The following is a 15,736-nucleotide window of genomic DNA, read 5'->3' as shown; positions in this document are numbered from 1 at the left end:
CAATTTTGATGCATCGGCAGTGGCCAGTGTTGCACTCGCGCGCTGCGATCATCCAGCAGGCGTACTCGTTCATGAAGTTGATTTCGTCAATCATGTTTAAGGGCACATTTTTGTGAACACGCCGCACAGCGCCCATGCCGGGTCGCTGAGTCCTTTGGCTTTGCAAGGGAAATTACCGAGATTTGCCAGCAAAATATGCCGACTGTGGATAAATGGGAGAACGCATGATTCCAGTCCTCCATAGGGGTCTGGCGCGCTATGATGGGCGCAAGACGGTTGACTATCCAAACCGCAGGCGACAAACCCCACCCTTGATAAAGACAGACTCCAGAGAAGAAAGCGGTCGTCCACCATGAACGATGCTTCAAGAAAGCTGAACAGTATGCCAACAGGCGATGCCATGTACCGAGAAGCCCCGAGCAATATCGAGGCCGAACAGGCGTTGTTGGGTGCCATTCTGGTCAACAATGATGCCTATTACCGCGTCTCGGACTTTCTGAAGGGGCCGCATTTTCAAGAAGCCCTGCATCGCAAGATTTATGATGTCGCAGCCGACATCATCCGCATGGGCAAGACCGCCAATCCCGTCACCATTAAGACCTTCCTGCCATCCGACCAGAAAGTGGGCGAGATGACGGTTGCCCAATATCTGGCGCGCTTGGCGTCGGAAGCGGTGTCCATCATCAATGCGGAAGACTATGGCCGGGCGATTTATGATCTGGCGCTTCGTCGCGCCCTGATCCAGATCGGCGAAGATATGGTCAATATTGCCTATGACGCGCCGCTGGATATGCCGCCGCAGGCGCAGATTGAAGACACCGAGCGCCGTCTGTTTGATCTGGCCGAAAACGGCCGCTACGATGGTGGCTTCCAATCCTTCAACGATGCCGTGGCGCTGGCTGTGGATATGGCGGGAGCCGCCTTTGAGCGCGATGGCCATCTTTCTGGTATTTCCACAGGCATTCACTCGCTCGATAGCAAGATGGGCGGTTTGCAGCGCTCTGACTTGATCGTGCTGGCCGGACGTCCGGGCATGGGTAAAACCTCGCTTGCCACCAATATCGCCTGGAATATTGCAGCCTCTTACGAGCCGGAAGTGATGCCCGATGGCTCTTTCAAGGCCAAGAATGGCGGCGTTGTCGGCTTCTACTCACTCGAAATGTCGTCCGAGCAGCTCGCCACCCGTATCATGTCCGAGCAGACCGAAGTGTCATCGTCAAAAATTCGTCGTGGTGATATTACCGAGCATGAGTTTGAAAAGCTGGTGGGCTTTTCGCAAACCATGCAAAAAGTGCCGCTGTTTATCGACCAGACGGGTGGTATTTCCATTGCCCAGCTTTCAGCCCGTGCGCGCCGCCTGAAGCGCCAGCGCGGCCTTGATTGTCTGGTGGTGGACTATATTCAGCTGATGACCGGTTCTGGCAAATCGGGCGAAAACCGCGTGCAGGAAATCACCCAGATCACCACGGGCCTCAAGGCGCTGGGCAAGGAGTTGAACGTTCCAATCATCGCGCTGTCACAGCTGTCGCGTCAGGTGGAAAGCCGCGATGACAAGCGACCGCAGCTGTCTGACCTTCGTGAATCGGGTTCGATCGAGCAGGACGCCGACGTGGTGATGTTCGTGTTCCGTGAGGAATATTACGTGCAAAATCTTGAGCCGCGCGATCAGGCCGATCCAAAGTATCCCGAGTGGGAAGCGCAGATGGAAAAAGTGCGCGGCACGGCAGACGTGATTATTGCCAAGCAGCGTCACGGACCCACCGGCACAGTCAAACTGGCCTTCCAGGCCCAGTTCACCCGCTTTGCCGATCTGGCCGATCCAAGCTTCACGCCTTACGAGGAAACGTAAAAGTCGTCTGCATAAAAATGCGCCAATTTGATTGGCAATTGTCCATTTGATGAAAAAGGCCGCATTGTTTGCGGCCTTTTTTTCGTTGGCACGACAATTGCATTTTATGGGGCAAATCTAACTGGAGTTTGAAATGCACCGTAGAACCTTGCTGGCCACTATTGGCCTTTCTGTCGCCTTGCTTGCTGCATCTGTTCCTGCTCACGCTGATGCTTTGAGCGACATCACGGCACGCGGCACGCTGCGCGTGGCTGTGCCGCAGGATTTTCCGCCCTTTGGCAGCGTTGGCACTGATATGCAGCCGCTTGGCTATGACATAGATACCGCCAAGCTGATTGCCGATAAGCTGAAGGTGAAAGTAGAGCTGGTTCCGGTGGCCAGCGCCAATCGCATCCCATATCTGCAAACCAACAAGGTCGATCTCGTCATTTCCAGCCTTGGCAAAAACCCGGACCGCGAAAAAGTCATCGACTTCTCCAATCCTTACGCGCCCTTCTACAATGGCGTTTTTGCCCCGGCTGACGTTGCGATCAAAACCGCAGCCGATCTGGCTGGCAAAACTGTTGGCGTTACCCGTGGTGCCATTGAAGACCTGGAATTGACCAAAATTGCCCCCGCAGACGCCACCATCAAGCGCTATGAGGATAATAACGGCACGATTTCTGCCTTTCTTTCCGGCCAGGTCGAGGCCGTGGCAACCGGCAATGTTGTGGCCGCCGCCATTCTTGCCAAGAACCCGCCAAAGCGCCCTGAGCCAAAGTTCCTGATCAAGAACTCGCCTTGCTCCATTGGCCTCAACAAGAATGAGCCCGCACTTTTGGAAAAGGTCAACGCCATCATCGCAGAAGCCCGCAAAGATGGCTCGCTGGATAAGATTTCAGAGAAATGGCTGGGAGCGCCTGTGCCTGCGGATCTTTAAACAAACACGGGTTCAGGCAGCGATGCTGCTGAGCCAACCACCTCTCCCGGCAGACATCGCTCTCCAAGAGTGCCTGCCGGGTTTTTATGCTGCCGGTTTCCCATCAAAATCGCAGCGTTTTTCCGGGTGAAAACCCAGCCCGATGCAGGATAGGTCATGCATTACATTTTCAACTTCAGCTGGATTACTGAATATTACCCCATCATTCTTAAAGGCATTGGCGTCACGATCGAACTCACGTTGATTGGCGGCATTGTCGGCATTGCGCTTGGCATCGTCTGTGCGTGGGCGCGCGCGCTTGGGCCAAAGTGGATCAAGCCGCCGGTTGCGATCTATGTGGAGTTGATCCGCAACACGCCGTTCATCATCCAGTTGTTCTTCATCTTTTTCGGCCTGCCCGCCACCAGCGTAAAGCTGACGGAAATGGAAGCGGCCAATCTGGCCATGATCATCAATCTCGGTGCTTATTCCTGTGAAATCATCCGCGCTGGCATTGAGGCAACCCCCAAGGGACAGTTTGAAGCGGGCAAGGCGCTGGCACTTCGCCCCCTCCAAACCTTTCGCCTGATCATTCTCATCCCCGCCTTGCAGCGCATCTGGCCAGCGCTGTCATCGCAAGTGGTCATCGTCATGCTTGGCTCGGCCGTGGTGTCGCAAATTGCTGCTCAAGATTTGACCTTTGCCGCCAATTTCATTCAATCGCGCACTTTTCGCGCCTTTGAAGCCTATATGGTCTCCACCGCCGTCTATCTTCTGCTCGCCATTCTGCTTCGGCAAATTCTGGCCCTGATTGGTCGGCGCATCTTTCCACAAGGGGCAACACGATGATCCAGTTCACCCTTTGGGATATTGTGCGCAATCTGCTCCTCGCCACCCGGTGGACCCTGATGCTCTCCGTGGTCTCCTTTATTGGTGGTGGTCTGGTGGGCTTGCTGCTGCTGTTTCTTCGCATCTCAGTGGTTCGCACCGCACGTATTTTCGCGCGTGGCTTCATTGAGTTCTTTCAAGGCACGCCATTGCTGATGCAATTGTTCATTGCCTTCTTTGGCCTTGGTCTGTTTGGCATTGATGTGCCAGCGTGGCTTGCGGCAGGCGTTGCCCTCACCTGCTGGACTGCGGCTTTCCTCGTCGAAATCTGGCGCGGCTGTGTTGAGGCCGTGCCGAAAGGCCAATGGGAGGCGGGCAGAAGCCTGGCGCTCAGCTATATGCAGCAAATGCGGCTGATTATCCTGCCGCAGGCTTTGCGCATTGCCATAGCACCCACGGCAGGCTTTTCGGTGCAGGTGGTCAAGGGCACGGCGCTGACCTCCATCATCGGCTTTGTCGAACTGTCCAAGGCGGGCGGCATCGTCACCAACGCCACCTTCCAGCCCTTCACGGTCTATGGTCTGGTTGCCTTGATCTATTTTGTCATCTGCTTTCCGCTGTCACGCTATTCCAAATATCTGGAGCGAAAATTTTCAGCGGCCCCGGTTGGTCACTAAAGCCTGTCGCGGCGAATAGGATTCACTGCGACAGGCTTTAGATCTTATTTTGTCGCATGTACGTTATCGTTTTATTGAGGACAATAAAACGCGACATGCTTTAGTTTATCCGCGTCGAAACTGTGCGGGCGTCATGCCCGTGCGGGCTTTGAAATTGCGGGTAAAATGGGCCTGATCCGCAAAGCCACAGGCAAAAGCAACCTCAATGGGCGAATGCCCTTCGCTCAATTGCTTTTGAGCTGCTCTGATCCGCAACGATGTCAGATAGGCATGCGGCGTAATATGGAAGGCTGCGCGAAAACTTCGGATCAGATGGGCGCGGCTGGTGCCGACAATGGCGGCCAGCTGCGCAAGCCCGACATCGTCAGCAAAATGCGCGTGTAGATAGTCCCTTGCCCGCGCAACCGCTGCGTCCTGATCCGTTTTGGTCACCGCAGGCCGCAGCTGACTGTGGCGTGCGAAGATGGCGACGAGAACGCCCAGCATTCCTTCCTCTTCCTCCAAGGCACCCGCCCTGTTTTGCATCAGGCGATGGGCATGATTGAAAGCATTGGCCAAGGCGGGGTCACAGACAATCTGCTCCGGGAAAAATGGCATGTCAGACTTGGTACAATCTGAAAACTCTTCCAGCAAACCCCGCACCATCGCAACAGACGGATAAATCATCCGATAGCGATAGATACCACCAACCGGGGAGCCATCATGAACCTCTTCCGGGTTGATCAGATAAAGATCACCCGGCCCACACACCCGCTTGCAGCCGCGAATGGTGGCGAGTTTCAGTCCCGTTTCCATCGCTCCGAGGCCGAAATGCTCGTGCGCATGGGGCGAAAACCGATGGGTGATAAAGGTGGCGCTCATGCATTCCATGCCGCCAAAGTGCGGATCACGCCAAAACGCTGTTGCCTCTCGTGGAGCAGGCAAAACGGCGGAAGGGTGGACGCGATCCAGACAAACAGTGTGCATGGAAAAGACAATAGCAGCCACGACCGGTTCCAGTCTTGAAGAAAAGTGCTAGGCTGATCTCAAAGTTTTCCAGCCATGAAGCGTTTCCATGACCCAATCTCCTTTTGAAATCCCACCCTCTGATTCCTTTTTGAATGCGCCGCTCAGGGCAACCATCGATCTTCAAGCCTTGGCTGATAACTGGCGCTTCATGCGCCGCCAATCGGGCAAGGCGCGCGCAGGCGCTGTCGTCAAGGCCGATGCTTATGGTCTTGGCATCGAAGATGCAGGCCAAACACTTTACAATGCCGGTGCGCGCGACTTTTTCGTGGCTCTGCCGTCTGAGGGCGAAACGCTGCGGATTTATGCGCCGGATGCGCGGATTTTTGTGCTGTCTGGCCTTTGGGAAGGCATGGAAGACATTTTCTTTGATAATGACCTGGTTCCGGTAATTGCCTCTGAAGAGCAATTGGCCTTCTGGATGCGCACCGTTGCAGAGCATGGCGATCACCCTTGTGCGCTCCATGTCGACACCGGCTTTAACCGTCTGGGGCTTTCCATGGAAGATGCCCTTTATCTGGCCTCCGACGTCTCGCGCCCTGCCAGCTTTTCACCTGTTTTGCTTCTCAGCCATCTGGCTTGCGCCGATGATCCGGCATCGCCAATGAACCAGAAGCAACTGGAAGCATTTTGCACCATTCGCGCCGCATTTGACGGCATTGAGGCCAGCTTGTCAGCATCGGCTGGCACGTTCCTCCGTCCCGATTACCACTTTGATCTCACCCGTCCCGGCATCAGCCTCTACGGTGCAGAGGCTGTGAATGGTGTTGCCAATCCGATGACGCCGGTGGTCAAGGCAGAGGCACGGATCATCCAGGTCCGCAACGCCAAAGCGGGCGAAACCGTGAGCTACGGTGCGGCATGCACGCTCAATCGCGACAGCCGCCTTGCCATTGCCTCCGTCGGCTATGCCGATGGCTATTTGCGCAATCTCTCCGGCCATGGCGTTGCCTTGCGCAACACCGGCCTTTCCGGTGCATCCGGCGTCATTGCCGGGCATACAGTGCCAGTCGTTGGCCGCGTGACCATGGATATGACGATTTTTGACGTGACAGACGTGCCGGAAAAAACAGTGACAGCAGGCGATTACATTGAGCTGTTTGGCCCCAACATGCCGATTGACGATGTTGCGCGTAACGCTGGCACCATCGGCTATGAACTGCTGACGAACCTGGGGCTGCGCTATGAGCGCCATTATCTGGAAGCAGAGTAAGGGGAGAAATCTCTCCCCTTATTATGCCGGATTCACATAATCTTTGATGCGGTTTTCGCGCACCACAAACAGCTTGCCGGTCTCGGTCTGATCGGGACCAAGCAAGGGCATAAGCGCCTGGGCAACCGTGGACGGATGCGGCAATGTGTCGGGATCTTCTCCCGGCATGGCTTGGGCGCGCATGGCCGTGCGGGTTGCCCCCGGATCAACCGAGAGAATGCGCAGAGGCAGCCGAGCGGATTCTGCCGCCCATGTGCGCGCCAAAGCCTCAACCGCTGCCTTGGAGGCCGAATAAGGCCCCCAGAAAGGTTTGCACTTATGGGCAGCGCCCGATGACAGGATCAGCGCCCTGCCCTGATCGGATTTGCTAATCAGCGGATCAATAGAGCGGATCAAACGCCACGTTGCCGTAACGTTGATGGTCATGACCTTGTCAAACACTTTGGCTTCCACATGGCCCACAGGCGAGATGGTGCCCAGCACGCCAGCATTGGCCACCAGAATATCCAGCTTGCCCCAGCGCTCAAAAATCGAGCCGCCTAGCGCATCAATGGCTGCCATGTCCGCGAGATCAAACGGCACCAGTGTGGCGCTGCCACCGAGCGATTTGATGGCATCATCAAGGTCTTCAAGACCGCCCACCGTGCGGGCGCAGGCAATGACATGCGCTCCCGCCTTGGCGAGTTCCAAAGCCGTAAAATAGCCAATCCCGCGCGATGCACCTGTGACCAGCGCGATACGGCCTTTAAGATCAACGGTCATGCCTGCTCCCCCAAAAGTTCATTCAGCCGTGGCTGGCAAGGACCGATATTTTCCGCCCGGCTTTTTCGCCTTCCTTATCAAGCAACCGGGTTGGATAATCGCCGGTGAAGTAATGGTCGGTAAATTGCGGATTTTCAGGATTGCGCGGCTCGCCACCAACAGCGCGATACAGCCCATCGATGGAGAGGAAGGCAAGCGAGTCGGCACCAATGTATTTCGCCATGGCTTCCGCACCGGCATATTGATTGGCCAGCAGCTTTTCAGCATCGGGCGTATCAATGCCGTAGAAATCCGGATGATAAATCATCGGGCTGGCCACGCGAATATGCACTTCCTTGGCCCCGGCATCGCGGATCATCTGCACGATTTTCAGCGATGTTGTGCCACGCACAATCGAATCATCCACTAGAATAACGCGCTTGCCCTCAATCATGGCGCGGTTGGCGGAATGTTTCAGCTTCACACCAAAAGCGCGGATCTGCTGGGTTGGCTCAATGAAGGTACGGCCAACATAATGGTTGCGGATAATGCCATATTCAAAGGGAATGCCGCTGGCTTGTGCATAACCCAAAGCCGCAGGCGTCCCACCATCGGGCACCGGCACAACAACATCACCCTCGCAAGGGGCTTCAAGCGCGAGATTCGCACCCATATTCTTGCGGGTCTGATAGACATTGCGGCCACTGACCACGGAATCCGGGCGGGCAAAATAGACATATTCAAACAGGCAGGGACGCTCTGGCTGCGGACGAGCCGGACGGCGCGAATCCACCGTGATCGAGCCATCCGGCTGGATTTCGCAGATGATCACTTCGCCATTTTCCACGTCGCGAATATATTTCGCGCCAATGATGTCCAGCGCGCAGGTTTCTGAGCAGAAAATCGGCTTGCCATCCAGCTCGCCCATCACCAGCGGGCGAATACCAATCGGGTCGCGCGCCGCAATCAGCTTGGTGCGGGTCATGGCCAGCATGGAATAGCCGCCTTCCATCTGCCGGATAGCGTCGATGAAGCGGTCTGCCGTCGAGCTGTGGCGCGAGCGGGCAATCAGATGCAGCACCACTTCGGTATCCGAGGTGGACTGACAGATCGCGCCGGTGGCAATGATCTGGCGGCGCAATGTCAGGCCATTGGTGAAATTGCCGTTATGGGCAATGGCAATGCCACCCTCTTCCAATTCCGCAAACAGCGGCTGCACATTGCGCAGCGCCACTTCGCCGGTGGTCGAATAGCGGGTATGGCCAATCGAGGCCGAGCCTGGCAATTTTGCCAGCGTCACCGGGTTGGTGTAATGATCGCCCACCAGACCCATATGCTTTTCTGTATGGAACTGTTTGCCGTCGAAGGAGACAATGCCTGCTGCCTCCTGACCGCGATGCTGAAGCGCATGCAGCCCGAGAGCTGTGAGCGTTGCTGCATCGGGATGACCCAAAATGCCAAACACACCGCATTCTTCATGCAGCGTGTCGCCATCCAGATCTTCAAGGAAGGTTGAGGAATTGGTCTGTGTCATTGCAACAAGCCTTTGCTCGATACAGGGCGGGGAAGAACAAATTCTGAATTATCACAGTCTTCGCCCCATATAAGAAGGCCTGCGATAAACTTCCATATCGTCTTTATGAGTGTTTGGTACTATTTCTAGCCCAAGCCATTGCCACGCAAAAGCGTGGGACCATCAATTGCCCGTCGCGTCTTCGGCAGGAGCCTGACCATCGGCAGGGGCTGGCTGCTCCTTGCCCAGAATGCGTGCGCGCAATTGCGGCTCGATATCCTTTGGCAGAACAGCTTCAAGCTTGACCACCAATGCATCCAGAAACGGCTTGGATTTGGCGTTATTGACCCATTCTGGCCGCTGATTGGCATCAAACAGCCAATTCCAGAAGGCAACGGCAACCACGAGCAAAAGAATGCCTCTAGCCGCACCAAACAAAAAGCCAAGTGTGCGATCCAAAGCGCCAACCCGGCTATCAATAATGAAATCCGCGATGCGCGAGGTGATGACCGAAATCAAAATCAAGGCGATGAGAAAGATGCCACCGGCCGAGGCCGCAATGGCAATGCGCTGATCACCGGTGTGGCTCTGCGCATAAGGAAGAACGAAGGGATAGAGGTAATAGGCGGCAGTGAGCGCCCCCACCCAGCTGGCAATCGACAGAATTTCGCGTGAGAAACCGCGGATCATCGCAAGCACCGCCGAAAAAAGCGTAACACCGATGACAATACCGTCGAAAATCGTAATGGGCATTCAGTTCAACTCCAGAACCTAAACCTGCAAAGCGGCTTTGCCTTGCAGGCACCAGTCAAGTTTTGCGCCATCTCTGGCCTTGTTCTCTCACTTGGCCTCTCCTTACACCACGATTTCACGAAGCGAAAGGATCAATCATCATCCTGTTGTTGACGAGACTTCAACTTTGATCCCGCAATGCGGGCCACCAGATCGGTCAGGCTTTCAATTTCGCTCCATCGGCCGCCCTTTTTGGGCAAATCAACCGACGAGGCTGGCAGCACGGCTGCAGAAAAGCCCAGCTTTTCGGCCTCTTTAAGGCGCTGGCCGGTGTGTGACACCGGGCGCACCGCACCGGACAGGCTGATCTCGCCGAAATACACACAATCGGCGGGCAGCGCGACGCCCGCAAGCGACGATACCAGCGCAGACGCAATGGCCATATCGGCTGCAGGTTCATTGATCTTATAGCCACCGGCGACATTGAGATAGACATCATGCTGACCAAGCCGCACACCGCAATGGGCCTCCAGCACCGCCAATATCATGGCAAGGCGGCTGGAATCCCAACCAACCACGGCGCGGCGCGGCGTGCCAAGCGCCGTGGCCGCCACAAGCGCCTGCACCTCGACAAGCACCGGGCGCGTGCCCTCCATGCCGGCAAACACCGCAGCACCCGGCGCTTTCTCATTGCGCTCACCCAAAAACAACTCGGAGGGATTGGCAACCTCGCGCAAACCGCGATCCGACATTTCGAACACGCCAATTTCATCGGTCGGGCCAAAACGGTTTTTGACCGTACGCAAGATGCGATAATGATGACCGCGATCGCCTTCGAAATAGAGAACCGCATCCACCATATGCTCGACCACGCGCGGGCCGGCAATTTGCCCTTCCTTCGTTACGTGACCCACCAGCACCATGGTGGCCCCCGTCTGCTTGGCAAAGCGGATCATCGCCTGCACGCCGGTGCGTACCTGCGTCACCGTGCCTGGAGCTGAATCAGCGGTATCGCTCCACAAGGTCTGAATCGAATCAATGATCACCAGATCGGGGCGTTTGCCCTCAGAAATCGTTGCCAGAATATCTTCAACATTGGTCTCTGCCGCCAAAAGCACATCTGTGTCCGCCGCATCAAGCCTTTGGGCGCGAAGGCGCACCTGTGCCACCGCTTCTTCACCCGACACATAGACAACGCGATGTCCCTTGCGGGCAAGGGCTGCGGCGGCCTGCATCAGCAATGTCGATTTGCCAATGCCTGGATCACCACCAATCAGCACCGCAGAGCCACGCACAAAGCCGCCACCGGTGGCGCGATCCAGCTCGGACAGACCGGTTGGAATGCGCGGCGCCTCCTCGATTTCGCCAGACAGCGATGTGAGCGTCACAGGACGGCCCTTTTTCGGCACTTTTCCAGGGCCAGATCCTATGCCACCCATAGGATCTTCTTCGACAATGGTGTTCCATTCGCCACAGCCATCGCATTTGCCAGCCCACCGGGTGTGGACCGTGCCGCAATTCTGGCAGATAAACTGGGTTTTGGCCTTGGCCATGGGCGCTGCATTCCTCCAGAATCGTGAACCGTCAAAACGGAACAAAAAGTGAATACTTATCTTTCAGTTAGAAGAAACAGCAACCAGATGCAAGGCCCAACAGGCATTCTTATGCGCGCGGAAAGGGCTGGCGCGGGTCTGGAACCTCGATTTTTGAATTTCCCCCAGATTTTTACAGGCGCTGTGATCTTAGCGTTGAAAAGAGCTGCAATAGGTGACTTAGGATAGCCGCTGCGTTAAGAGCAGAGAAATCTGAAGCCAGTCTAGCGTTGAGTGTCTGGCGTTAGGTGGCAATCACTCGATGCGTTGAAGCGCTTTATCTGGTTTGAAAGGCCCTTCGTCTCATGAAATTAAGAAAGCGGCGTAAACAATGAGAGTTCGCGTGACAATGGTGGGCACCGGCTATGTTGGCCTGGTCAGCGGTGCATGCTTTGCTGAATTGGGTCATGAGGTGATTTGTGTCGACAAGGACGAGAACAAGATCGCCATGCTGCGCCAAGGCAAAATGCCGATCTATGAGCCCGGCCTTGACGAGCTGGTGCAGCGCAATGTGCAGGCTGGACGCATTTCATTCAGCACCGATGTGACCGCAAGTGTCAAAGACCGCGACGCGATTTTCATCGCCGTCGGAACGCCGACAGAAAACGGCACCGGCCGCGCAGATCTCAAATATGTCTATGCGGCAGCGGCCGAAATTGCCCAGGCCACCACCGGCTTCACGGTGATCGTCACGAAATCAACCGTGCCGGTTGGCACCAACAGCCGGGTGTTTGACATCGCCCAGCAAAACGTGTCTCCAGATGCGCGGATCGCGGTTGCGTCCAATCCGGAATTTTTGCGCGAAGGTGCGGCCATCAAGGATTTTCTGGAGCCAGACCGGGTCGTGGTCGGCGTGGAAGATGCAGAAGCCGCCGAGATGATGGAGCGAATCTACGCCCCTCTTTTGATGCATGGAAAAGTGCCGCTGTTCAAAACCGGTATTCAAACGGCAGAGCTGATCAAATACGCGGCGAACGCTTTTCTGGCGGTCAAAATCAGCTTTATCGATGAGATTGCCAATCTTTGTGAAGCCGTGGGAGCCAATGTTGATGATGTTGCGCGCGGCCTCGGCTTTGACAAGCGCATTGGCCAGGGCTTTCTCAACACCGGTCCGGGTTGGGGCGGATCGTGCTTTCCAAAAGACACCCGCGCACTGATTGCCACCGCCTCAGACGCGGGCGTGCGCTCGCTGGTCGTGTCGTCCGCTGTGGAAGCCAACAACAGTCGCAAAATGGATATGGTCAGCAAGATCGTCGGTGCGGCTGGCGGTGACGTCAAAGGCAAGAAAATCGCGGTTCTGGGCGTCACCTTCAAAGGCCAGACCGACGATATGCGCGAGGGCACAAGTCTTGTTGTGCTGCCCGCTCTTCAAGCCATGGGTGCACAGATTATCGCTTATGATCCGTCTCACCCCCATGAAGCCGCAACGCTCCTGCCGGGCGTAACCATGGTGACATCGCCAAAAGATGCAGCGCAAGATGCTGATATTTTGGTGATTTTGACCGACTGGATGATTTTCAAGGCCTATGATTTCAAGGCTATCGCATCCGTCATGGCATCGCCCGTTCTGGTGGATTTGCGCAACATGCTCAATGCCAATGAGGCCAAGCGCAGCGGCTTCACGCATTACGTCTCTCTGGGCCGTGAACAGCACTGATACAAAATGGCCCGCCTTTAAGGCGGGCCAGACTCTCACGCTTACTGACCGCTCTCAGCCAATTGCCTCAGCAGATATTTGCCGTAATCGCTTTTTCCATAGCGGCGGCCCAGAACTTCCAGCTGCGTGGCGTCGATAAAGCCGAGCCGGAATGCGACCTCCTCAGGGCAGGAAATCTTGAAGCCCTGACGACGCTCAAGGGTTGCCACAAACTCGCCCGCTTCCAAAAGGCTATCGGGGGTTCCGGTATCAAGCCAGGCATAACCGCGACCCATTTTCTCGACATGCAGCTGACCGCGCTCAAGATAGGCCTTGTTCACATCGGTGATTTCCAGCTCGCCACGGGCCGATGGCTTCATGTTGGCAGCAATATCAACCACCTGGTTGTCGTAGAAATACAAACCGGTCACGGCCCAGTTCGATTTTGGATTTTCCGGCTTTTCCTCAATCGAGGTGGCTTTGCTGTTCTCGTCGAAAGCCACCACGCCGTAACGCTGCGGATCATTGACGTGGTAGGCAAACACGGTTGCCCCTTCTTGGCGGCCCATCGCGCCCTTGAAGAGGTCATTGATGCCATGACCATAGAAGATGTTGTCGCCGAGAATGAGACACGACGGGCTGGAACCAATGAAGTCTGCGCCAATAATATAGGCCTGCGCCAAACCATCCGGTGATGGCTGTTCGGCATAGCTCAAAGAAATGCCCCAGTTCGAGCCATCTCCGAGGAGTTTCTGGAAATTCGGCAGATCAGTTGGCGTTGAAATGATCAGAATATCCCGAATCCCGGCCAGCATCAGAGTCGATAGCGGATAGTAAATCATCGGCTTATCGTAAACTGGCATCAGCTGCTTGGACGTGACCAGCGTCATAGGGTGCAAGCGCGTGCCGCTGCCCCCTGCCAGAATAATGCCCTTCATTTACAAACTCCTCATTTTGTTTATCACTGGCCCTCGGCCAAAACTTGCTTCACAACACGCTCGGTGGACAAACGCCAATCTGGAAGCGTGACGCCGTGAACCTCTGCCAATTTGGTGCAGTCCAATCTGGAATTGGCCGGGCGACGCGCTGGCGTGGGATAGGCGCTGGAGGGAATGCGGCCAACAACCGCATGAACGCCACCTTGCAATTTTGATAGGCGGAAAATCTCCGTGGCAAAATCTGCCCAGCTCCCCTCGCCGGTGCCGCTGAGGTGAAACACACCCCGCAAGGTCGCATCGTTAGACGCCAGCAGGTTTTGACCAACCGCGAGAACCGCATCGGCAATATCCTGCGCTGAGGTGGGATTGCCAATCTGATCGTCGACAACATTCAGCTCATCGCGCGTTTCGGCCAGACGAAGCATGGTGCGCAAAAAATTCTTGCCATAAGGGCTATAGACCCAAGCGGTGCGCAAAATGGCGTAATCGCTGGTGTTTGCGGCAACCTGTTGCTCACCTTCCAGCTTGCTGCGGCCATAGACTCCAAGCGGCGCAACCGGATCGCTCTCGTTATAGGGGGCCGCTTTGCTGCCATCGAACACGTAATCGGTCGAGATATGCACCAGTGGCACGCCGAGCGCCTTCGCAACCCGTGCCAGTTCTGCTGGTCCCTGTGCGTTGACGGCAAAAGCCGCCGCTTCGTCAGTTTCGGCCTGATCCACCGCCGTATAAGCGGCGGCAGAGACAATCAGGTCTGGCTTTGCAGCCCGCAGAACGCTCTCAATGGTCTCAGGCTCGCCAAGATCCAGCGCGGGGCGACCGAGCGGGATGACCTCAACAGCACTGTTGCCCTTTGCCTGCTCGACAAGAGACTGAACAACCTGCCCAGCAACGCCGGTGACCACGTAGCGTTTCACGTCACTCATTTGCTTGCGCCTGCCTTCAAAAGGCCAAGCCGGGTGCCATCATAACCTTGACGCAAGGGAGCCCACCACCACTCGTTTTCGAGATACCATTTCACGGTTTTCTCAATGCCGGTGTCGAAGTTTTCCAGCGCCTTCCAACCCAGCTCCGTTTCCAGCTTGGTGGCATCAATGGCGTAGCGCGCATCATGGCCGGGACGGTCGGTCACATATTGGATCAGATTTTCATGCGGACGGCCAGCGGGGTGCAACTCATCCATCAACTGGCAAACGCGCTTGACCACATCAATGTTGCGGCGCTCGTTGCGTCCGCCGACATTATAGGTTTCGCCAATCCGGCCACGCTCGGCAATAATGTCCAGCGCGCGGGCGTGGTCTTCCACATAGAGCCAGTCGCGAATATTGACGCCATTGCCATAGACCGGCAAAGGCTTGCCTTCCAACGCATTGATAATCATCAATGGAATCAGCTTTTCAGGGAAATGGAACGGGCCGTAATTGTTCGAGCAGTTGGAGACCACAATCGGCATGCCATAGGTGCGCTCCCACGCCTTGGCCAAATGGTCGGACGCTGCTTTTGAGGCCGAATAGGGCGAGCTTGGATCATAAGGCGTGGCCTCAGTAAACAAGCCGTCATCGCCTAGCGATCCGTAGACTTCATCGGTCGACACATGCAAAAACCGAAAACGCGCCTTGGCATCGCCTTCCAGCGCCTGCCAATAGGCACGGGCACATTCCAGCATGGTGAAAGAGCCAAGCACGTTGGTTTCCACAAAATCCTTTGCACCGGTGATGGAGCGATCGACATGGCTTTCTGCCGCCAGATGCATGACCCGGTCGGGCTTGAAGCTCGAAAAAGCTTCAGAAATCGCTTGACCATCGCAAATATCGGCCTTCAAAAACCGATACAGCGGATTGCCTTCGAGCATGTTCACAGAGGTCAGGGTGCCGGCATAGGTCAGCTTATCGACATTGAGAACATCGTAACTCTTATCGACAACCAGATGGCGCACAACGGCCGATCCAATAAATCCAGCGCCACCGGTAACAAGAACCCGCATTTTCACTCACCCTCTAAAACCATGTTGCTCGGCTTCTACTCTAGAATTCCTGACATCGGAACCAATGGGAAGTAGAAGCGGCAAATTCAAAGTATGACAAGGCCATGGCTTACAAAACATCCACGGCGCT

14 protein-coding genes are annotated in these 15,736 nt (G+C 55.7%); 6 read left to right on the top strand and 8 right to left on the bottom strand.

The window, feature by feature from the left end; genetic code table 11:
• Positions 1–352: 352 nt before the first annotated feature.
• The 4 genes from BJF95_RS15830 to BJF95_RS15815 all read left to right on the top strand — a co-directional run bounded on the left by BJF95_RS15830 (position 353) and on the right by BJF95_RS15815 (position 4,252).
• The gene (locus tag BJF95_RS15830) at positions 353–1,849 is read left to right on the top strand and encodes a replicative DNA helicase (protein WP_075640451.1); all 1,497 of its coding nucleotides are present in this window, start codon (positions 353–355) and stop codon (positions 1,847–1,849) included.
• A 133-nt stretch (positions 1,850–1,982) separates the two neighbouring features.
• Positions 1,983–2,768, top strand: a complete 786-nt coding sequence (locus BJF95_RS15825; protein WP_075640450.1) for a transporter substrate-binding domain-containing protein — start codon at positions 1,983–1,985, stop codon at positions 2,766–2,768.
• Between the two features lie 156 nt (positions 2,769–2,924).
• Entirely contained in the window at positions 2,925–3,596 is a 672-nt protein-coding gene (locus tag BJF95_RS15820) for an amino acid ABC transporter permease (protein ID WP_075640449.1), read from the top strand.
• Positions 3,593–4,252 (top strand): amino acid ABC transporter permease, encoded by a 660-nt coding sequence (locus BJF95_RS15815; protein ID WP_075640448.1) that lies wholly within the window; start codon positions 3,593–3,595, stop codon positions 4,250–4,252. The genes BJF95_RS15820 and BJF95_RS15815 overlap by 4 nt, the downstream gene beginning before the upstream one ends.
• 105 nt (positions 4,253–4,357) lie before the next feature.
• Here the strand turns inward: BJF95_RS15815 and BJF95_RS15810 are convergent, their stop codons facing one another.
• Positions 4,358–5,218, bottom strand: coding sequence for an AraC family transcriptional regulator (locus BJF95_RS15810; protein WP_075640447.1), 861 nt, complete (start codon positions 5,216–5,218; stop codon positions 4,358–4,360).
• Positions 5,219–5,306: 88 nt separating this feature from the next.
• On the opposite strand from BJF95_RS15810, the gene alr reads away from it, so the two are divergent.
• Positions 5,307–6,470, top strand: a complete 1,164-nt coding sequence (gene alr / locus BJF95_RS15805; RefSeq protein ID WP_075640446.1) for an alanine racemase — start codon at positions 5,307–5,309, stop codon at positions 6,468–6,470.
• A 21-nt stretch (positions 6,471–6,491) separates the two neighbouring features.
• Here the strand turns inward: alr and BJF95_RS15800 are convergent, their stop codons facing one another.
• From BJF95_RS15800 to radA, 4 genes are all read right to left on the bottom strand, one after another.
• The gene (locus BJF95_RS15800) at positions 6,492–7,232 is read right to left on the bottom strand and encodes an SDR family NAD(P)-dependent oxidoreductase (RefSeq protein WP_075640445.1); all 741 of its coding nucleotides are present in this window, start codon (positions 7,230–7,232) and stop codon (positions 6,492–6,494) included.
• A gap of 22 nt (positions 7,233–7,254) precedes the next feature.
• Complete coding sequence (purF, locus tag BJF95_RS15795) at positions 7,255–8,745, bottom strand: amidophosphoribosyltransferase (protein ID WP_075640444.1); 1,491 nt, start codon at positions 8,743–8,745, stop codon at positions 7,255–7,257.
• A gap of 162 nt (positions 8,746–8,907) precedes the next feature.
• Positions 8,908–9,477, bottom strand: a complete 570-nt coding sequence (locus BJF95_RS15790; protein WP_075640443.1) for a CvpA family protein — start codon at positions 9,475–9,477, stop codon at positions 8,908–8,910.
• A 131-nt stretch (positions 9,478–9,608) separates the two neighbouring features.
• Positions 9,609–11,009, bottom strand: a complete 1,401-nt coding sequence (radA, locus tag BJF95_RS15785) for a DNA repair protein RadA (RefSeq protein ID WP_075640442.1) — start codon at positions 11,007–11,009, stop codon at positions 9,609–9,611.
• A gap of 370 nt (positions 11,010–11,379) precedes the next feature.
• Here radA and BJF95_RS15780 point away from each other — a divergent pair, with 370 nt between their 5' ends.
• Positions 11,380–12,705, top strand: coding sequence for a UDP-glucose dehydrogenase family protein (locus BJF95_RS15780; RefSeq protein WP_075640441.1), 1,326 nt, complete (start codon positions 11,380–11,382; stop codon positions 12,703–12,705).
• Between the two features lie 41 nt (positions 12,706–12,746).
• Here the strand turns inward: BJF95_RS15780 and rfbA are convergent, their stop codons facing one another.
• Genes rfbA through rfbB form a run of 3 tightly spaced genes read right to left on the bottom strand, consistent with a single transcriptional unit; the run spans position 12,747 to position 15,606 of the window.
• Positions 12,747–13,622, bottom strand: coding sequence for a glucose-1-phosphate thymidylyltransferase RfbA (gene rfbA, locus BJF95_RS15775; protein ID WP_075640440.1), 876 nt, complete (start codon positions 13,620–13,622; stop codon positions 12,747–12,749).
• Positions 13,623–13,645: 23 nt separating this feature from the next.
• The gene (rfbD, locus tag BJF95_RS15770; RefSeq protein ID WP_075640439.1) at positions 13,646–14,548 is read right to left on the bottom strand and encodes a dTDP-4-dehydrorhamnose reductase; all 903 of its coding nucleotides are present in this window, start codon (positions 14,546–14,548) and stop codon (positions 13,646–13,648) included.
• The gene (rfbB, locus tag BJF95_RS15765; RefSeq protein WP_075640438.1) at positions 14,545–15,606 is read right to left on the bottom strand and encodes a dTDP-glucose 4,6-dehydratase; all 1,062 of its coding nucleotides are present in this window, start codon (positions 15,604–15,606) and stop codon (positions 14,545–14,547) included. Before rfbB ends, rfbD begins: the two co-directional genes overlap by 4 nt.
• Positions 15,607–15,736 lie beyond the last annotated feature (130 nt).

Source organism: Rhizobium oryziradicis (assembly GCF_001939045.1).
Lineage (GTDB): Bacteria > Pseudomonadota > Alphaproteobacteria > Rhizobiales > Rhizobiaceae > Allorhizobium > Allorhizobium oryziradicis.
Note: the sequence above shows the minus strand (reverse complement) of the source record. Positions and strands in the feature narration are given on the sequence as shown.